At 65.0% G+C, this 18217-nt stretch carries 15 protein-coding genes; 9 read left to right on the top strand and 6 right to left on the bottom strand.

Annotation, left to right across the window (positions count from 1 at the left end):
- Positions 1-2: 2 nt before the first annotated feature.
- The 5 genes from MKZ91_RS04530 (at position 3) to MKZ91_RS04510 (ending at position 5395) form a co-directional block, all read left to right on the top strand.
- The gene (locus tag MKZ91_RS04530) at positions 3-518 is read left to right on the top strand and encodes a hypothetical protein (RefSeq protein ID WP_336168388.1); all 516 of its coding nucleotides are present in this window, start codon (positions 3-5) and stop codon (positions 516-518) included.
- A gap of 117 nt (positions 519-635) precedes the next feature.
- Positions 636-1793: a M20 aminoacylase family protein gene (locus MKZ91_RS04525; RefSeq protein WP_336168386.1), complete on the top strand. Its 1158-nt coding sequence runs from the start codon at positions 636-638 to the stop codon at positions 1791-1793.
- A gap of 24 nt (positions 1794-1817) precedes the next feature.
- The gene (locus tag MKZ91_RS04520) at positions 1818-2735 is read left to right on the top strand and encodes a LysR family transcriptional regulator (protein ID WP_336168383.1); all 918 of its coding nucleotides are present in this window, start codon (positions 1818-1820) and stop codon (positions 2733-2735) included.
- A gap of 220 nt (positions 2736-2955) precedes the next feature.
- Positions 2956-3837, top strand: coding sequence for an NAD(P)-dependent oxidoreductase (locus MKZ91_RS04515; RefSeq protein WP_336168381.1), 882 nt, complete (start codon positions 2956-2958; stop codon positions 3835-3837).
- Between the two features lie 16 nt (positions 3838-3853).
- Positions 3854-5395 carry an aldehyde dehydrogenase family protein gene (locus MKZ91_RS04510; protein WP_442892194.1) on the top strand — a complete coding sequence of 514 codons (1542 nt, stop codon included), beginning with the start codon at positions 3854-3856 and terminating at the stop codon, positions 5393-5395.
- Positions 5396-5470: 75 nt separating this feature from the next.
- Here MKZ91_RS04510 and MKZ91_RS04505 read toward each other — a convergent pair whose 3' ends face one another.
- The 6 genes from MKZ91_RS04505 to MKZ91_RS04480 all read right to left on the bottom strand — a co-directional run bounded on the left by MKZ91_RS04505 (position 5471) and on the right by MKZ91_RS04480 (position 14046).
- Positions 5471-7375 carry a methyl-accepting chemotaxis protein gene (locus MKZ91_RS04505; protein ID WP_336168380.1) on the bottom strand — a complete coding sequence of 635 codons (1905 nt, stop codon included), beginning with the start codon at positions 7373-7375 and terminating at the stop codon, positions 5471-5473.
- A 312-nt stretch (positions 7376-7687) separates the two neighbouring features.
- The gene (locus MKZ91_RS04500; protein ID WP_336168378.1) at positions 7688-9415 is read right to left on the bottom strand and encodes an acetyl/propionyl/methylcrotonyl-CoA carboxylase subunit alpha; all 1728 of its coding nucleotides are present in this window, start codon (positions 9413-9415) and stop codon (positions 7688-7690) included.
- Positions 9416-9456: 41 nt separating this feature from the next.
- On the bottom strand, positions 9457-11058 hold the full coding sequence (locus MKZ91_RS04495) for a 5-oxoprolinase/urea amidolyase family protein (protein WP_336168376.1): 1602 nt from the start codon (positions 11056-11058) through the stop codon (positions 9457-9459).
- A 7-nt stretch (positions 11059-11065) separates the two neighbouring features.
- Positions 11066-11872, bottom strand: coding sequence for a putative hydro-lyase (locus tag MKZ91_RS04490; protein ID WP_336168374.1), 807 nt, complete (start codon positions 11870-11872; stop codon positions 11066-11068).
- Positions 11873-11891: 19 nt separating this feature from the next.
- Positions 11892-12656, bottom strand: coding sequence for a LamB/YcsF family protein (locus MKZ91_RS04485; protein WP_336168371.1), 765 nt, complete (start codon positions 12654-12656; stop codon positions 11892-11894).
- 124 nt (positions 12657-12780) lie between these two features.
- On the bottom strand, positions 12781-14046 hold the full coding sequence (locus MKZ91_RS04480; protein WP_442892193.1) for an NRAMP family divalent metal transporter: 1266 nt from the start codon (positions 14044-14046) through the stop codon (positions 12781-12783).
- A 420-nt stretch (positions 14047-14466) separates the two neighbouring features.
- On the opposite strand from MKZ91_RS04480, the gene MKZ91_RS04475 reads away from it, so the two are divergent.
- The 4 genes from MKZ91_RS04475 to MKZ91_RS04460 all read left to right on the top strand — a co-directional run bounded on the left by MKZ91_RS04475 (position 14467) and on the right by MKZ91_RS04460 (position 18107).
- Positions 14467-15132, top strand: a complete 666-nt coding sequence (locus MKZ91_RS04475; RefSeq protein WP_336168369.1) for a GntR family transcriptional regulator — start codon at positions 14467-14469, stop codon at positions 15130-15132.
- A 56-nt stretch (positions 15133-15188) separates the two neighbouring features.
- Complete coding sequence (locus MKZ91_RS04470; protein WP_336168367.1) at positions 15189-16925, top strand: peptidase M14; 1737 nt, start codon at positions 15189-15191, stop codon at positions 16923-16925.
- A gap of 198 nt (positions 16926-17123) precedes the next feature.
- Positions 17124-17447: a response regulator transcription factor gene (locus tag MKZ91_RS04465; protein ID WP_336168364.1), complete on the top strand. Its 324-nt coding sequence runs from the start codon at positions 17124-17126 to the stop codon at positions 17445-17447.
- 435 nt (positions 17448-17882) lie between these two features.
- Positions 17883-18107 (top strand): outer membrane protein, encoded by a 225-nt coding sequence (locus MKZ91_RS04460; RefSeq protein ID WP_336168362.1) that lies wholly within the window; start codon positions 17883-17885, stop codon positions 18105-18107.
- Positions 18108-18217: the final 110 nt, after the last annotated feature.

The following is an 18217-nucleotide window of genomic DNA, read 5'->3' as shown; positions in this document are numbered from 1 at the left end:
TCATGGCTAATCAGACCAACACTTCCGCCAACTACGCAGACGATCTCCCGCTCGCCACTGAGGACGAGCGCAAGCTCGATGTCGTCGGCCATGCCGGCCTGCTTCTGATCGCTTGCGCCATCGGGCTTGTCGCCAACTGGGTCGGCACCGGCACGTCGCCGCTGACGGCGCTGCCAGGCATGGCGACGCTCTATGTTGCCTGCATCATCGGCCTGGCGCTTGCGCGCTTCGTGCCCTTCTACCTGCCAAGCGTCGCCTGGGTCTCGCTGATCGCGATCCTGATCACCATCCCCGGCGTGCCCGGTGCTGCCTGGGTCAGCGAAAAGGTCGAGCATCTGAACTTCCTCGCCCTTGCCACGCCGGCGCTCGCCTATGGCGGCCTGGCACTGACCGCGAGCGAATTCGCGATCGCCCGCCGCTCCGGCTGGAAGATCGTCATCGTCGCCATCTGCGTGATGATCGGCACCTATATGGGCTCGGTCGTCGTCGCTGATCTCTTCCTGCGCCTTGGCCAGTAGCAGGAGCGATTCCAGGAAAAGCGTGAAGCGGTTTCCGTCCGGAACTGCGTAAACGAAAACAATTCGGCCGGCGCGTAAGCGCCGGCCGGCCCATTCCCCATCGACAGGATGCACGCCATGACCCGCCACGACATCACCCCCGAGCGCATCGAGGAAACCATCCGTTGGCGTCATCACCTGCATGCCTATCCGGAACTGGCCTTCGAGGAGCGACAGACCGCGGCCTTCGTTGCCGGCCGGCTCGCGGAGTGGGGCATTGCGGTGAAGGACGGCTTTGGCGGCACCGGGCTTGTCGGGACGCTCTCGCGCGGCACGTCGAAACGCACGATCGCCATCCGCGCCGACATGGACGCGCTGCCGATCGTCGAGACGAGCAGCGTCGCCTATGCGTCGAAGACGCAAGGAAAGATGCATGCATGCGGCCATGACGGCCATGTGGCCATGCTGCTTGCCGCCGCCCGGCAGGCGAGCGAAATGGACTTCGACGGCACAGTGCACTTCATCTTCCAGCCGGCCGAGGAGGCCGAAGGCGGCGCACGGACCATGGTCGCCGACGGGCTCTTCCGCGATTTTCCGGCTGATGCCGTCTATGCGCTGCACAATTGGCCGGCGCTCGACGCCGGTTCGGTCGTTGCCCGCGACGACGCGATGATGGCCGCCTTCGGCGTCTTCGAGATCATCATTACCGGTCGCGGCGCCCATGGCGCGATGCCGCATGAGGGCGCCGATCCGCTGGTCGCTAGCGCCCAGATCGTCACGGCCCTGCAGACCATCGCCAGCCGCAACGTCTCGCCGCTCGAAGCCGCCGTCGTCTCCGTCACCCAGATCCACGGCGGCGACGCCTGGAACGTGATCCCCGAGAAGGCCGTGATCCGCGGCACGACGCGCTGGTTCGACAAGGCGGTCGGCGACACGCTCGAAAACCGTATGCGCGCGCTCGTCACGGCGCTTGCCGAAGGGCTCGACTGCAGGGCTGAACTCGACTACCAGCGACGCTACCCGGCCACAATCAACGATGCAGCAGCGGCAGCGTTGGTGCGATCTGTTGCCGCTGAGGATCCTGCGCTGACCGTCGTCGATGCCGCCCCGAGCATGGCGGCGGAAGACTTCGCCTTCATGCTCGACGAGCGCCCCGGCTGCTACCTCTGGCTCGGCGCAAAGCGCGACGGCGAAAACCCCGGCCTGCACTCGCCGCACTACGATTTCAACGACGCGATCATCGGTCATGGCGTAAACCTCTGGACGCGCCTGATCGCGACCTCGCTTGGCCGTTGACCCCAAAGGGAATCCGTCGCATCCATGACCGCCATGGACGTACTCGACGCGAAAGCGCTCAGGATCTTTATGGCGGTTGCGCGCATCGGCTCGATCCGGGGCGCGGCCGAACATATGGGGCTGGCACCATCGGTCGTCAGCCGGCAGATCGCCGACACCGAGCGCGACATCGGCCTTTCCCTGTTCGAGCGCACCGCCCGCGGCACGGTGCTGACCGACGCCGGCGAACTGGTGCTCGAACACGGCAAGCGGGTGCTCGAGGACAATGGGTTGCTCGCCGAACAGCTCGACCAGATCCGGGGTGTGCAGCAGACCCGCATCCGCATTCGCTGCGGCGAAGGCTTCATGGCCGACCTGGTGGAAAACGGGCTTTCCTCATTCTCCAAGGCGCATTCCTACGTCCGCTACATCGTCGAACTCGGCAGCACCGAAGACGTGGTTGATGCCATCGCCAACAGTGACGCCGATATCGGCATCGCCTACACCCCCTTCACCGACCCGCGCATCCGGGCGCTCGCAATCGCCCGCCAGCCACTCTGCGTCATCGTGCCGACGGGGCATCCGCTCGCGGAACGAAACGATCTGAGCCTCGCGGATTGCCTGACGTCGCCTTGCGCCCTGCTCGGTAAGGGCAACGGCGTGACACAACTGGTGGCGCGGGTGGCCGCCGATGCCGGACTGGCGCTGGCGCCACTGCTTGAAACCCATTCGATCGAGGTGTTGCGCCGTTTCGTCGCCGCCGGCCTCGGCGTCACCTTCCTGCCGCGAACGGCCGTTGCGGTCGAAATCGCGCGCGGCGCCATGAGGGCCATTGATCTTGCCGATCCGCTGCTGAGCGAGGCGACCGCCCACCTTATGGTGCGGGCGCACCGCCGTCTGCCGATTTCGGTCGAAAAGCTCGGACAGCACCTGGCAACGGAAATGCAGTCGTTTCAGCGCTGACCGGCCGGCCCCTTCCCGCCCTTCCCGATACTCGCGCCCTCTACTCCCGGTGACTGCGGCGTCCTTTCGCCAGCAGTCGGGCGCCCGTCCCGCACCGAACGCAACGGCTTAGACGTTGCGACACCAGCAACGCATTGTACCAGCCACGCCGTCTACCGACCCACCACCCCGCATGCCACCCTCATCCGATCATCAGAACGATACGAGGGTAGAACGGATCATGACAGCGGAACGAACGAATGTTGGCGTGGTGGGATTGGGGGCCATGGGGCTCGGCATGGCGACAACGCTCGCGGCCAAGGGCTTCGCGGTCAAGGGTTTCGATCTGTCTGAGGCGCGGCGCACACTTGCCGCCGAAGCCGGCGTCTCCCCTGTTGCCGCACTCGCCGAAGTGTTCTTCGACACCGATTTCATCGTCTTCTCACTGCCGACGGCCAAGGACGTCGCAGCCGTGGTCGAGGCCAATCTTGAAGCGCTGAAAGCGGCCGGCCGCCGCGTCGTGATCATCGACACCTCGACATCGGAGCCTGATGTCTCGCGCGATCTGGCCGCCGCCCTTGCCAGCCTCGGCCATGGCTTTATCGACGCGCCCGTTTCCGGCGGGCCAGCCGGTGCGGCGAACGGCAAGCTGACGATGATGATCGGCGGCAGCGACGCCGATGTCGCGCTTGCCGCTCCGGTCATCGAGGCGATGTCGGCAAAGGCGCTGCATGTGGGTGAGAGCGGCGCCGGCAACGTCGCCAAGCTCGTCAACAACCTGCTTGCCGCCGCCCACATGGTGACGACGGGCGAGGGCCTGAAGCTGGCGCTTGCCGCCGGGCTCGATGCGGAAGAAGCGCTGACGGTGCTGAACGCTGCCTCCGGCAAGTCGATGATCAGCGAAGTGCATTTCCCGACCTGGGTGATGAACGGCCGCTTCGACAGCGGCTTCACCATGGGGCTGATGCGCAAAGACGTGCGCCTCGCCAGTGAGCTTGCGGCACGAACTGGCGCCCAACTGCCGCTCGCGGCCGCTGTCGCCAAGCTCTGGGCCGAAAGCCCGCTCGACAATGCCGAGGATTTTACCCGCATGGGCGCCTTCCGCCCGGCCAACGACAACTGACACCAAGGGAACAACGATGAACGACATGACCATGCCCGCCAAGGCCGAGCGCATCCGCGCCCTCTTCCACGGCCTCATTCCCGGCACCGAGATCGGCAGCTTTGTCGACGGCGCGCTTGTGCCCGGCTCCGGCGACGAGCAGAAGCTGACCGATCCGGCAACCGGCGAAGTCTTCGCCACTTTCAAGGATGCCGGCGCAGATGTCGTCGATGCGGCGATGCAGGCAGCCGCGCGCGCCCAGTGTGAGTGGATTTCGATGACGGCGTCCGCCCGCGGCCGGGTGATGAACGAGATCGCCCGCAAGATCCGCGAACGCGCCGGCGAAATCGCCGAGCTCGAAAGCCGCTCGGCCGGAAGGCCGATCCGCGACATCCGTGGCGAGGCCGTGCGCGTCGCCGAAATGTTCGAATATTACGCCGGCTGGTGCGACAAGCTGCATGGCGAAGTCATCCCGGTTCCGACATCGCACCTCAACTACACCCGCAACGAGCCGCTCGGCGTCGTTGCCCAGATCACTCCCTGGAACGCGCCGCTCTTTACCGGCGGCTGGCAGATCGCGCCCGCCATCTGCGCCGGCAATGGCGTGGTGATCAAGCCGTCGGAGCTGACGCCGCTCAGCACGCTGGTGCTCGGCGCGCTCTGCGAGGCCGGCGGTGCGCCGCGCGGCCTCGTGAATGTCATTGCCGGGCAAGGGGTGACGGCGGGCCAGGCGATGGTCGCCCACCCGAAGACGGCGCTCGTCGTCTTCGTCGGTTCGGCCCTTGCCGGTTCGGCAATTGCGGCTGCGGCCGCAAGGAACGTCGTGCCCTGCATCCTCGAACTCGGCGGCAAGTCCGGCAACATCGTCTTTGCCGATGCCGATCTCGACCGCGCCATTGTCGGCGCCCAGTCGGCGATCTTCTCCGGCGCCGGGCAGAGCTGCGTTGCCGGCTCCCGCCTGCTCGTGCACCGCTCTGTGCACCAGCAGTTCGTCGAACGGTATGCAGAGGCCGCCGAGCGCATTCCGGTGGGCGATCCCTATCTGGACGCCACGCAGATCGGCCCGATCAACAACGCCCGCCAATGGGCAAAGATCGAAGAAATGGTGCGCCAGGGCGTGGCTGAGGGCGCGACGCTTGCAACCGGCGGCGCCAAGCCGGCAGCGCTTCACGCCTCTGGCGGCTTCTATTTCGCGCCGACCATCCTCGACAATGTCAAGCCGAACATGACGATCGCCCGTGAAGAGGTGTTCGGCCCGGTCGTCGGCGTCACAGTCTTCGACGACGAGGAAGAGGCAGTAGCCCTTGCCAACGACAACCCCTACGGCCTTGCCGGTGCGGTCTGGACCCGTGACGTCGGTCGCGCGCATCGGGTGGCCTCCCGGGTACGCGCGGGCACCTTCTGGATCAACGGCTACAAGACGATCAGCGTCATGTCGCCCTTCGGTGGCTTCGGCCGTTCCGGCTACGGTCGATCCTCCGGCCGCGATGCGCTGATGGCCTATACCCAGACGAAAAGTGTGTGGGTCGAGACCGCGGAGAACCCGGCCGTCGTCTTCGGCTACGCCCCGGAAGCGTGAGCATCAGATCACCCGCCTGAAACGAGAATGGGCCGGCATTTGCCAGCCCATTCTTTGTCTGTTGGTATCGCACGATCAGGCCGCGCGGCCCCAGCTTTCGCGGACGCTTTGTGCCTCGAGCTTGAACTTCGCCAGCATCGTGCGCAGCTGACGGCTTTCTTCGGCGAGCGTACCGCTGGCCGCCGTGGTTTCTTCCACCATCGCCGCATTCTGCTGGGTCATCTGGTCCATGTGGTTGACCGAGGTGTTGATCTCCTGCAGCGCCGTCGCCTGTTCGCGGGCGGCCGTCGCGATCGTGTTGACGTGGCCGCTGACGTTGTTGACCAGCGTCTCGATCTCAAGCAACGCCTCGCCGGTGGAACGCACGAGCGACACGCCGTTCTCGACCTCCGATGCCGACCTGTGGATCAGCGTCTTGATCTCCTTGGCGGCGTTGGCCGAGCGCTGGGCGAGCTCGCGCACTTCCTGGGCGACGACGGCAAAGCCGCGGCCGGCTTCGCCGGCACGGGCCGCTTCGACCCCTGCGTTGAGCGCCAGAAGATTGGTCTGGAAGGCGATCTCGTCGATGACCGAGATGATCTGGTTGATGCGGTTAGAGGAATCCTCGATCCGGCCCATCGCGTCGACCGCGCTGCGCACGATCTCACCGGAACGGCCGGCGCTTTCCTTGGTGGCGCGCACCATCTCATGCGCCTCGTTCGCCCGCTCGGAAGCGGTGCGCACGGTCGAAGTGATCTCGTCGAGGGCGGCTGCGGTCTCTTCGAGCGCTGCCGCCTGCTGTTCCGTACGCTTCGACAGGTCATTGGCAGCCGAGCTCAGCTCGGCGGAGTTGTCGTTGATCGTGCTTGCTGCGGTGCGCACGTTCTGCATGGTCGAGCGCAGCGTCACCATCGTCTGGTTGACGTTCGTCTGCAGCTCGGCAAAGGCGCCGTGGAATTCGCCGCGCATCGTCTGCGTCAGGTCGGCATCGGCAAGTGCTGCGATCACCCGTCGCACTTCGTTGACCGTCTGGTCAACGCTCGAGACCAGTTCGTTGACGCTTGAGGCGAAGCGATTGAGGTCATCGTTCTCATAGTCCTTGGTGATGCGGCCGGTGAAATCACCGGCGACGGCCGAGGCAACGACCACGCTGATATTGGACTGGAGATCGCTGCTGCGGGCATGAAGTGCTGCTTCCTGCGCCTTCATCGACCGCATGGCGATGCCGTTCTTGCGGAAGACTTCGACCGCACGGGCCATCTCGCCGATCTCGTCCTTGCGCGAGACATCCGTGCCAATGCCGTCGAGCTTGCCGTCGGCCAGTTCGCTCATGGTCGAGGTCAGTTCGCGCACCGGAATGACGATGCCACGGCGGGCAACGACGAGGCTGACGCCGACGCCGAAAAGCACGCAGGCCGCAGCGGCCGCGGCAAGGATGGTCATGGCGACGGACGAAGAGTTGAGGGCTTCGGCGCGGGCCGCGGCCAGCGCGTCACCGGAATAGGTGCTGTAGGCCTTGACCGTCGTCGTCACCGTCTTCTGCGCGTCGAGCGCCTTGTCGAGTGCGGCCTTAACGGCAGCCGCGTCCGAGGCGCCCTTGTCGGCGGCAACGGCGACCATCGCCCGGATCTGGTCGAAGTAGCTGTTCAGCGTGATGCGGATGTCGTTCAGAAGCTTGTCTTCCGCATCGTCGGCGACCGCCTCGATCTTCGTCAGACGGCCGAGCATTTCTGCGGCGCGCTTCTCGGTTTCCGTGCCGAAATCGGCGGCCTTCTCGGGCGCCGCGGCAAGCTGATAGGTCATGCGGCTGATGGCGATGATATCGACGCGCAGGTCCATTGCCTCGCGCGCGGCCTCTTCGCGCGCGCCGACATCGATGATCGTCGCGCCGAGCGAGGAAAGACCGCGCGCACCGGCAAGCGCGATCAGGATGGAGGATATGCCCATGACCACGACCACGAGGCCGACCTTGGTCAATATCGAAAGGTTCTTGAACGTCACTGCCGTGACTCCTTGGATGTCGCGATCGCGCTGTTGGCAGGGGACATGGTCAGCCATACCGGCGGGAGGAAGACCGGCTGTTTGCGAGCGCTGTTCGGGAGGGATTGCAGCGCGCACTGACCAATAAGTACTTAGTAATTTCGAATTTAAATTCGGGTTAAAAAAGCGATCGCGTCTTTTCGCAATCGCAGCAAAAACAATTCTGCATGTCTCTGAAACGACGACGGGCGGGCGATCGCTCGCCCGCCCGCAGACCACCGCAGCAGTCTTGGGAGATTTCAGTCTGCCGCTCCCCAGGGAAAGGGGATGAATTCAGGCCTCGAAACGGGCGATTTCCGTCCCGGCCTGCAGATAGGCGCCGGCCGCCGCACTGAGGCGAATTTTGCCTGCCCGCGATGCTGTGACCTGGGTTTCCATTTTCATCGCCTCCATCACGGCGATCAGATCGCCGGCGGCAACCTCTGCGCCATCCTCGACCTTGAAGGCCTGCAGCGTGCCGGAGATCGGCGCGGCAATGCTCGCCGCATCCTCGACCTTTGCCGCAACCGGTGCGGCGCGCGTTCCGGAAAGCCCGCCGAGCCCTGCGAGCAACACTGCAGGGATGCCGAGTGCGTGTCGCTTGCCGTCAATCTCGACATGGGTGCGGATCAGATGCTGGTCGGCCACCGGCTCCGGCCGGGCAGCGGCGGCAAGACGGTCGGCAAAATCGGTCTCGATCCAGCGCGTGTGAACCTTGAAGCCGTTCTCGCCGACAAATTCCTCCGTTTCGATCGCGGCACGGTGGAAGGGCAGAACCGTGGCAATGCCTTCGATCCGGAACTCCATCAGGGCGCGCCGGGCGCGCCTCAATGCCTCCTCGCGGGTGGTGCCGGTGACGATCAGCTTGGCCATCAGCGAATCGAAGGTGCCAGGCACGGTCGAACCCGCGCTCACGCCGCTGTCGAGCCGGATGCCGGGACCGGACGGCGCCTCAAAGGCGGTGATGGCGCCCGGCGTCGGAAGGAAGCCCCTGCCAGGGTCCTCGGCATTGATGCGGAATTCGATCGAGTGGCCGCGTGGTGCGGGCGTCTCGGTGACGCGCAACGGCAGGCCGTCGGCGATGCGGAACTGTTCGATGACGAGGTCGATGCCGGTCGTCTCTTCCGTCACTGGATGTTCGACCTGCAGGCGCGTGTTCACTTCGAGGAAGGAGATCGTGCCGTCGAGGCCGAGCAGGAACTCGACCGTGCCGGCGCCCGCATAGCCGGCGGCCGCGCAAATCTTCTTGGCGGCGTCATGGATCGACTGGCGCTGCGCGTCGGACAGGAACGGCGCCGGCGCCTCCTCGACGAGCTTCTGGTTGCGCCGCTGCAACGAGCAGTCACGGGTGCCGAGCACCAGCACGTTGCCATGCTTGTCGGCAAGCACCTGTGCTTCGATGTGACGCGGGCGATCGAGGAAGCGCTCGAGGAAGCACTCGCCGCGGCCAAAGGCGGCCTTGGCCTCGCGAACGGCGGATTCGTAGAGTTCCGCCACTTCCTCCATCTTCCAGGCGACCTTGAGGCCCCGACCGCCGCCGCCATGGGCCGCCTTGATGGCGACGGGAAGCCCGTGCTTCTCGGCAAAGGCGATGACTTCGGCTGATGTCTCAACAGGGCCGTCGCTGCCGGCAACGAGCGGCGCGCCGACACTCAACGCGATGCGACGGGCCTCGACCTTGTCGCCGAGCGCCTCGATGACCTCAGGATCCGGACCGATCCAGATCAGACCCGCATCGATCACTGCCCGGGCGAATTCGGCCCGCTCGGACAGAAAGCCGTAGCCGGGATGGACCGCGTCGGCGCCCGAGCGCTTGGCGATTTCGATCAGCTTGGCGATATCGAGATAGGTCTCGGCCGGGCGGCTGCCGGAAAGGCCATAGGCCTCGTCGGCCAGCTTGACGAACAGCGCGTCCATGTCCGGATCGGCATAAACGGCGACCGATTGCAGGCCGTGGTCGCGACAGGCCCGGATGATGCGCACTGCGATCTCGCCGCGATTGGCAATCAGGACTTTCTGCATGGGTGTCTCCTCACTAACTTCTGGGCGGCCGGGCTGTGGTCTCAGGCCCTTGCGGGCCGAACATCCGCGAACGTCGTCACGGGCCGGAAACGGATCTGGGCATTGACCGGGATCTGCCCGGCGAGATCGAGATGATGTTCGGCGACCGTGCCGATGACCGGGTAGCCGCCGGTCAACGGATGGTCGGCGAGAAAGAGCACGGGCTGACCGCTGTGCGGCACCTGGATGGCGCCGGTCGCCGTTCCCTCGCTCGGCAATTCCGCCTTGTCCTTGCGTTCGAGCGCAGTTTCACCGGAAAGGCGGATGCCGACACGGTTCGACTGCGGCGTCACCTGAAACAGCTGGCCCGAGAGGCTGGCGATGCCTGCCTCGGTGAACCAGTCGCTGCGCGGACCCATGACGACGTCGAGCGTCACGGTTTCACCGGGCACGGGAAAGGCGAAGGCCGGCGCTTCGGTGAGCGACACGCTCGCCAGCGCCCCGCTCTCCTTCTCGACGATCAGCACGGCACCCGCCGTGACCGGGGCCGGACCGACGACTGCGAGCGTGTCGGTCGAGGCGCTGCCGAGCACCGGCTTCACCTTGAAGCCGCCACGGATGGCGAGATAGCTGCGCGCGCCTGATGGCGCCTGGCCGAGCGTGACGGTGTCGCCGGGTTCCAGCGAGACCGGCTGATAGGTCTCGGCGCTGATCATGCGGCCAGCGGCGTCTAGGATCGATATTGGACAGGGCGCGCCGGTGAGCGCGATGACGGCGCGGCCGGACACCTCGAACGAAAAGCCGCCGAGGATGATTTCAAGGCAGGGTGTTCCGGCGGCATTGCCGACGACACGGTTGGCCGCCTGCAGCGCCCCGCGGTCGAGCGCCCCGGAGGACGATACGCCCTGACCGGTCTGGCCGTAGCGGCCGAGATCCTGGAACAGTGCCGGCATGGGTGCCGCCAGCACCTTCAGTGTGACCGCTGCCGTCGCGGCACTTGGCTGGGCAGTATCCTCCGCCTTGACCGGTGCAGGCGCAACCGTAACCGGCCGCTTTGCCAGATCGACGAAGCGCACCCGATGGCCGGGCTGGAACAGCGCCGGTGGATCGCGCGACAGGTCCCACATCTTTTCCGGCGTCGTGCCGATGATCTGCCAGCCGCCGGGGCTTGCCTGCGGATAGACGCCGGAAAACGCGCCTGCGAGAGCGACCGAGCCGGCCGGGATCCGGGTGCGCGGGCTCTGGCGGCGCGGCACCTGCAGCGCCGGATCACCGCCGACAAGATAGCCGAAGCCGGGCGCAAAGCCGCAGAAGGCGACGGTAAACGTGCTCTCGGTGTGGCGGCGGATGACCTCGTCGACGGAAAGCCCGGTCAGCTCGGCCACATCAGCAAGGTCTTCGCCGTCATAGCGCACCGGAATCTCGACCAGCTCCTCCGACGGAGCGATACGGGCCGAAAGGTTACGCGTGGCAATTTCGCCAGCCAGCCTCTCCGCGGTGAGCTTTTCCGCACGGAAGCGGATCATCAGCGTGCGGGCAGCCGGGACCATGTCCACGATGCCTTGCACCGGATCGGCTTCGAGCGACGCAAACAGCGCCAGCGTCTCGTCGAGATCGGCAAGTTCGACCAAAAGGGTCGTCAGGTTGACGGGCAGGAAGCGCATCGGATCCTCAGGCGTGATAGGCGGTGTCGGGAATATCGGTGATGAACATATGCCCCGGCGCGTGGGTGATGGCAAAGGGCACGCCGGACGCCATCACGGCCGCCTGCGGGGTCACGCCGCAGGCCCAGAACACCGGGATTTCACCGGGTTCGATCCTGACGGGATCGCCAAATTCGGGCCTTGCCAGATCCTTGATACCAAGTTCTTCGGGTGCACCGATATGAACCGGCGCGCCGTGCACGGCCGGGAATCGTCCGGAGATGGTTGCGGCGTCGGCAACCCGGCTCGCCTTGATCGGCCGCATGGAGACGACCATGTTGCCATGCAGGCGGCCGGCCGGGCGGCAGGCCCTGTCGGTCAGGTACATCGGCACGTTGGACTTGTCGGTGATGTGGCGGATCTCGATGCCGGCTTCGACCATCGGCGTTTCGAAGGTGAAGCTGCAGCCGATCAGGAAACTGACGAGATCGGGATGCTCCGCCCAGGCGGCGGTCGCATCGGCCGTTTCTTCGGCCAACTTGCCATCGCGCCAGATGCGATAAAGCGGCAGGTCGGTGCGCAGATCCGCTCCGGGCGCCAAAAGGGTTGCATGCGAGCCAGGATCGGAAACGTCGAGCACCGGGCAGGCCTTCGGGTTGCGCTGGGCGTAGAGCAGGAAGTCGAAAGCCCAGTCGCGCGGCAGCACGATCATGTTTGCCTGGGTGAAGCCGGGTGCAACCCCGGATGTCGGCTCGACGCTGCCGCCGCGGTAGCGCGCGCGGGCGGCGCGTGCCGGTGCGGCATCGATGTGCCCAAGGTTCTCAATCGCAATCATGGTTTCCTCCCAGTATCGCTCAGGCAGCCAGGAACGACCGGACGGTGATGCCGTCGGCTTCGAAGGCCCCGCGGATCGCCTGCGCGATTGCGACTGCGCCGGGGCTGTCGCCATGCACGCAGATCGACTGCGCATCGATCTTGATGGTCGAGCCGTCGATCGCCTCGAGCGTGCGCTCGCGGGCAAGCTGCAGCATGCGGCGGGCGATCACGGCCGTATCGTGCAGCACGGCACCCGGCTCGCGGCGCGAGACGAGTTGGCCATCCGGCGTGTAGGCCCGATCGGCGAAGGCCTCGGCGACGGTTTTTAGGCCCGACTTGCGGGCAAGGTCGAGAATGGGCGCACCGGCCAGACCCATGAGCACCAGATCCGGGTCGATGGCCTTGATGCCATCGATCACAGCCTGGCCCTGTTTCGGGTCATGGGCGATGCGGTTGTAGAGCGCGCCGTGCGGCTTGACATAGGTGACAGCGACACCGGCAGCGGCGGCGACGCCCTTCAGCGCGCCGATCTGGTAGATGACGTCGGCGGTCAGTTCCGCGCTCGTGACGTCCATGTCGCGTCGGCCGAAGCCGACGCGATCGGGATAGGAGACGTGCGCCCCGATCGACACGCCCTTTTCGGCGGCCGCCTTGACGGTTTTCAGGATGCCGAGCGGATCGCCGGCATGAAAACCGCAGGCAACATTGGCGCTGGAGACGATGGAAAGCATCGCCGCATCGTCGCCCATGCCCCAGGCGCCATAGCTTTCACCAAGGTCGCTGTTCAGATCGATGGCAGTCATGTCGGATCTCCCTGGATCGCGCCGGCCCCGGCCATTCTGGTTCGAGGTCGCGAGCTTAATCGGTTCTCGTGGTGCGGGCGGAAGTGCGGGCGAAGGACCGCCCGCACTTCAACTCGTTGCGCGCTTAAGCCGAAAGCAGCGCGAAGATCGGGCCGATGGACTTGTAGCCCATGTACCAGGTCAGCGCGCAGACGAGCACGCCGAGCGCCAGCAGCCAACGGGGATAGCGGTAGCCACCCATAAGGTCGGAGCGGGCCCAGGCCGCATAGATGAAGATCGACAGTCCGATCGGCAGGATGAGACCGTTGAGACCGCCGACGAAGACGAGCATCTGGGCCGGAGGCGTGGTGATGACCACGTAGAAGAACAGCGACACGGCGATGAAGATGACGGTCGCGGTGTTGCGGCCGCGTTCGGTGATGTCCTGCTTGAAGATAGTGATGAAGGAAACCGAGGTGTAGGCGGCGCCGATCACCGATGTGATGGCCGCGGCCCAGAGGATGACGCCGAAGATGCGCATGCCGATGTCGCCGGCGGCTGCCTGGAACGCCTGGGCTGCCGGGTTCGCACCCTTGCCGGAAATGTCGATAACGACGCCGCTGGCGACAACGCCGAGAACGGCGAGGAACAGCACGTAGCGCATGACGCCGGTGACCGCGATGCCGGTCAACGCTGCGCGGTTGACCGCGCCGAGGTTCTCGATGCCGACCGTGCCCTTGTCGAGCAGGCGGTGGGCGCCGGAATAGGTGATGTAGCCGCCAACAGTGCCGCCGACGATGGTGGTGATGGTGGCAAAATCGATGGTGGACGGCAGGAACGTCTGGAACAGCGCATCGCCAACCGGCGGAGCCGAGGCGAAGGCAACGTAGACGGTCAGCGCGATCATCAGGATGCCGGCAAGAATAATGAAGCGGTCAACCGCCATGCCGGCGCGCTTCGACAGGAAAATCCCGATCGAGAGAAGCGCGCTGATCGCACCGCCGATTTTCGGGTCAAGGCCAATCATCGCGTTCACGCCAAGGCCGGTGCCGCCGATATTGCCGATGTTGAAGAACAGGCCGCCGACGATGACGAGAACGGCGAGCAGATAGCCGGAGCCTGGAATGGCCGCATTGGCGAGATCCGAGGCGCGCATCTTCGTCAGCGTCACGATCCGCCAGATGTTCAACTGCACGACGAAGTCGATCAGGATCGAGGCGAGGATCGCGAAGGCAAAGGCCGCGCCAAGTTTGGTGGTGAATGTCGCCGTCTGGGTGATGAAGCCCGGACCGATGGCCGATGTGGCCATCAGGAAGATCGCGGCGGTCAATGCCGCACGACGCGACTTGACCGACATCGGCGCCGGTGCAACCGGCACGGCTCCCGTGGATGAAATAGCTGACTGTTCCATGAACCCCTCCTTTGTGCGGACCGCCTCTCTGAAGTCTCCGAGGACGGCCCGTGTGAATTCGTTAACGGATGCCACGGTGACACGTTTCACAATTCTGTCAAGATTGTTCAACAATTTTACGCATCGTTCTACCAATCTGCTTAAATGTTGAGCAAAATGCTTGTACCAGAGCGCGAACTGGCCATGTCTGCGCACGTTCTGGCCACATTTGCGACCGCCCTTGCCTCTTTTCACGCTTCAACGATAAGGAGACGGCTGCGGGACTTCTCATTCCATGTCCGTCCGATGGACCATTGGCGTGATGCGGCGTGCCTCAGTCCACAGGCTGCGTCGCTCCGCTCATGGCTCCGGCGGGCGCAAACCGCTATATCGATGCGCAGGGGCGCGGCGTTTCATGCCCGCCCGGGTCAAGGGGCTCTGATGGTCGAAAACGATACCACATCGGCGCTTGCGCCGCGGCTGGCGGAGGAGATCCGCGACAAGCTGATCGCTGGCGAATTGAAGCCTGGGCAGCGCCTGTCGGAAGCGGCACTCAGCGCCGGCCTGGATGTGTCGCGCAACTCGCTGCGCGAGGCATTCCGTCTGCTGACCAAGGAAGGCCTGCTTCGGCATGAGCCCAATCGCGGCGTCTTCGTCGCAACACCCAGCATGGCCTCGATCATCGACATCTACCGGGTGCGACGCATGATCGAATGCCAGGCGCTTGCCAAGGCCTACCCTTACCATCCGGCAGTGGCGCGCATGCGCGCCGCCGTCGGGCGCGCCCGGGCGGCTCGCGCCGCCAAGGACTGGGTGACCGTCGGTAGCGAGAACATGGTCTTTCACGCGGCGATCGTCGATCTTGCCGACAGCCAGCGGCTGAACGTGTTTTACGCCCAGATCGCCGCCGAACTGCGCCTGAGCTTCGGCCTGCTGGCCGATCCCGAACTGCTGCACGCGCCCTATGTCGACCTCAACGCAGCCATCCTCGAAAAGCTCGAGGCCGGCATGACGGCAGAGGCTGCCGCATCGCTTGAGGCCTACCTGACGCAGTCGGAGCGTACGGTGCTTGCCGCCTTCTCGCGGATTGATTCGGCCAACGGGTAATGCGAGGCTCGTCGGTGCTGGCGCCTCTGACAGGCTCCACCCGGCAAGGCTTAGCAATGACGACGATTTTTGCTGCCACCTTCGAACGCACGCTCGACAACCTGCTTGTAACCTACGGCCGGGAAGTGGCGCGCGGAACGAAACTTCAAGCCTGGCTTTTCAACGATGTCGCGAGCCGCAAGGCGGCGGAAGAGAGGCTCGCCGCCTTCGGCGTCGAAGCAAGATTGCACAGCGCCTACAAGCCGCTGCTGCACTTCTTCCTCGAAGAGGTGGACCGCCGGGACCTTCGCCTTGTTGTCATCGGCTATCCGCAGCATGAGAACGCAGCGCAGAACCGTTTCCTGCTCGAAGCCTATCCGCTCGCCGCGATGGTCGGCGATGCCGAAATTCGCTTTAAAGGGGGCAGCAGCACCGCCCTTACCTACGATGTGGCGCTGACCTTCAGCGACGGGCGTCAGGAAAAGCACGTCGTTTTTGCGCCGAACCGCATCCACGCCGATTTCATCGGTGAAACCCAGCTATCGCCGACCGGCTGGATCCGCGTCGACGGCTTCGGCAGCCTTCACGACGGCCATCTCGAAACCGACTACGAACAGCTTTTTGCCGGCGCCATGCGGGCGATCGTCGACCATGCCTGGGGCGATCGCGAGCCGTACTTCGAGGAGCTCAACATCCGCGTGGGCCTGCCGATAGCCGACCTTCGTCTGCCCGTCGGCGAGGAGACCGTGAGCCTTCTCGAAGCGCTGCACGAGGAATTCTACTTTTCGCTGCTGGAAGTATTCCAGAAGAGATCGGACCGACCAATCGGGGACCGCGGTCTGCAGCCCGGCCAGATCGTGCCCGAGGTTGCCCTTGCCGCCGGCGACCCAGCCGTCATCGTCGAGACGCGCCCGCTGCAACAGAGCGACAGCGAAGCTGCACCGCAACGCCTGCAGACCGCCGAAGCGCCGCTGACCCTGGCGCAGATCCACGCCGAACTGGCCGCAATCAACGGCGATGCGTTCACGGCCACATCGCGCGCCGGTCGAACGGTGCGCGCCCGTTACAGACAAGGAACCGACGCGGCCGTCATGATCAGTGGCGGCCAGCACGCCAACGAGACAAGTGGGATTGTCGGGGCGCTTCGCGCTGCACAGGTGCTCGCCACCCGTCCGGGCGCCCATTTCACCATTTCGCCACTCGAAAACCCCGACGGCTATGCCGTGCACCAGCGGCTAAGGGCCGACAATCCTGCGCACATGCACCACGCCGCCCGCTATACGGCCTTGGGCGACGACCTCGAATACCGCACCGGCGCAGCACTTCACGAGCGTGAGATCCGCCTGCAGGCCGAGCGGCTAAGCGGTGCGCAGTTGCACCTTAACCTCCACGGCTATCCTGCGCACGAATGGACCCGCCCCTTGTCCGGCTATGTGCCACGCGGCTTTGCGACGTGGACGCTGCCGAAAGGTTTCCTCCTGATCTTGCGCCATCACGCCGGATGGGAGGGCCGGGCCGAACACCTGCTCGAAGCGGTCACCGGGCGGCTCCAGGCGGTCCCGGAACTGCTCGCTTTCAACAGCCGCCAGATCGCCTCCTGTGAAACCTATGCCGGCGAGATCGGCCTTCGCATGGTCAACGGCTTTGCCTGCATGATCTCATGCGACGAGCGCCATGTGGCGCCGCTGACGCTGATCACAGAGTATCCCGATGAGACGATCTACGGCGCCGCCTTCGTCGCCGGCCACACCGCGCAGATGCAAACCGTGCTCGCCGCCTATGACGCGTTCCAGCAGATGATGGCTGTTTTTTGAGGACTTTACGGCTCGACCCATTCGCGGCGAAGGCTGCAGCGTTGACGGGGAATACGGTAAAGCCTCTGCGAGCCGCATTGCGCCGTCATTCAGTGTCCCGATAAACCGTCGCCTGTCGCGCTGCCGCACGCCGCAACGTTGCTGCAATCGTGGTCGACCAGACGTGGCGCACACGCCCATCGGATTCGGAGATCTTCAATGCGCCTGCTCCTTGTCGAGGACGAACTGGAAATGGCGGCAGCCCTCAGGGCAGCCCCTGGTCGCTACGACATGATCCTGGACCATGCGCCATCGCTCGACCACGCTTTGGCCGCCCTCGCAAACCACGTTCACGACGGCATCATCCTTGACCGGCAATTGCCTGACGGAGACGGACTGTCGTTGATCCCGCGGGTGCGCGCGCTGAAATCGGGCATTCCGGTGATCGTTCTGACAGCGCGCGGCAAGCGTCGAGCGTTGCACCGTGCCCCCTGTCTGCGCGCCAGCGTCTCCAGCACCAGGAGTTCCCGCCGCGGACAATAAAATCAGCAGCTTGATTGATTTGTGCAATGTTGGCGCAATCCGTCCAACCGGCAAATGCCCCGTAGCTTCCAAAGCCCATGGCCGCACACTTCGTGCGCGAACCGCGGTCAGAGGAAGCAAGCGCCGACCGGCGCCTGTCCCATCCACGGAGCAATGTCATGCGGCAAGTCCACAACCGCCCCATCTGGTTCAGTCTCACTCTCCTCGCCGTCCTCGGTGCCCAGCCGTCCCGGGCCGCGGATTTTTCCGCGCCCGATTATCAGGATCAGCCTGCCTTCAGCTGGAGCGGTGCCTATGTCGGTGCCCATGGCGGCCTAGGTTTCAGCGGCAGCCCCAATCCCTTCGCTGACCGCAACGGCGTCGCACTCGGCGTCCAGGCCGAAAGCCGGCCTCACCTTCGACCAGACGCTCGTCTACGGCACGGCCGGCTATGCCATGACCAACTACAAGAAGGGCGGCGACGTGAAGAACGATGTCGACTTCAAGGGCGGCTACCTCCTTGGTGCCGGCGTCGAACAGGCGTTCGCCGGCGGTCTCTCGGCCAAGATCGAGTACAATTACATCATGACGCCGGATGTCCGCACCAGCACCGCTTCGGGTTCGAGCGAAAAGGACATCAACAGCCACGTCATCAAGGCGGGCGTCAACATGCGCTTCTGAGCGCGATACGCTCACGTGCACAGCGGCGCCGCCCTCTCGGCGGCGCTGCAACAATCGCGGATCGCCCGCGGCCGCATCCGGTTTTGCGGGCTCACGGAAACCTCGTTCAT

Source organism: Ensifer sp. MJa1 (assembly GCF_037026475.1).
Taxonomy (GTDB): domain Bacteria; phylum Pseudomonadota; class Alphaproteobacteria; order Rhizobiales; family Rhizobiaceae; genus Ensifer.
Note: the sequence above shows the minus strand (reverse complement) of the source record. Positions and strands in the feature narration are given on the sequence as shown.

What these genes read in the sequence shown, in the direction of transcription:
- MKZ91_RS04480 (WP_442892193.1), bottom strand. Translation starts at nt 14,046, where the DNA reads ATGGAACAGTCAGCTATTTCATCCACGGGAGCCGTGCCGGTTGCACCG.
- MKZ91_RS04500 (WP_336168378.1), bottom strand. Translation starts at nt 9,415, where the DNA reads ATGCAGAAAGTCCTGATTGCCAATCGCGGCGAGATCGCAGTGCGCATC.
- MKZ91_RS04485 (WP_336168371.1), bottom strand. Translation starts at nt 12,656, where the DNA reads ATGACTGCCATCGATCTGAACAGCGACCTTGGTGAAAGCTATGGCGCC.
- MKZ91_RS04490 (WP_336168374.1), bottom strand. Translation starts at nt 11,872, where the DNA reads ATGATTGCGATTGAGAACCTTGGGCACATCGATGCCGCACCGGCACGC.
- MKZ91_RS04475 (WP_336168369.1), top strand. Translation starts at nt 14,467, where the DNA reads ATGGTCGAAAACGATACCACATCGGCGCTTGCGCCGCGGCTGGCGGAG.
- MKZ91_RS04465 (WP_336168364.1), top strand. Translation starts at nt 17,124, where the DNA reads ATGCGCCTGCTCCTTGTCGAGGACGAACTGGAAATGGCGGCAGCCCTC.
- MKZ91_RS04530 (WP_336168388.1), top strand. Translation starts at nt 3, where the DNA reads ATGGCTAATCAGACCAACACTTCCGCCAACTACGCAGACGATCTCCCG.
- MKZ91_RS04470 (WP_336168367.1), top strand. Translation starts at nt 15,189, where the DNA reads ATGACGACGATTTTTGCTGCCACCTTCGAACGCACGCTCGACAACCTG.
- MKZ91_RS04460 (WP_336168362.1), top strand. Translation starts at nt 17,883, where the DNA reads ATGACCAACTACAAGAAGGGCGGCGACGTGAAGAACGATGTCGACTTC.
- MKZ91_RS04515 (WP_336168381.1), top strand. Translation starts at nt 2,956, where the DNA reads ATGACAGCGGAACGAACGAATGTTGGCGTGGTGGGATTGGGGGCCATG.
- MKZ91_RS04525 (WP_336168386.1), top strand. Translation starts at nt 636, where the DNA reads ATGACCCGCCACGACATCACCCCCGAGCGCATCGAGGAAACCATCCGT.
- MKZ91_RS04495 (WP_336168376.1), bottom strand. Translation starts at nt 11,058, where the DNA reads ATGCGCTTCCTGCCCGTCAACCTGACGACCCTTTTGGTCGAACTTGCC.
- MKZ91_RS04520 (WP_336168383.1), top strand. Translation starts at nt 1,818, where the DNA reads ATGACCGCCATGGACGTACTCGACGCGAAAGCGCTCAGGATCTTTATG.
- MKZ91_RS04510 (WP_442892194.1), top strand. Translation starts at nt 3,854, where the DNA reads ATGAACGACATGACCATGCCCGCCAAGGCCGAGCGCATCCGCGCCCTC.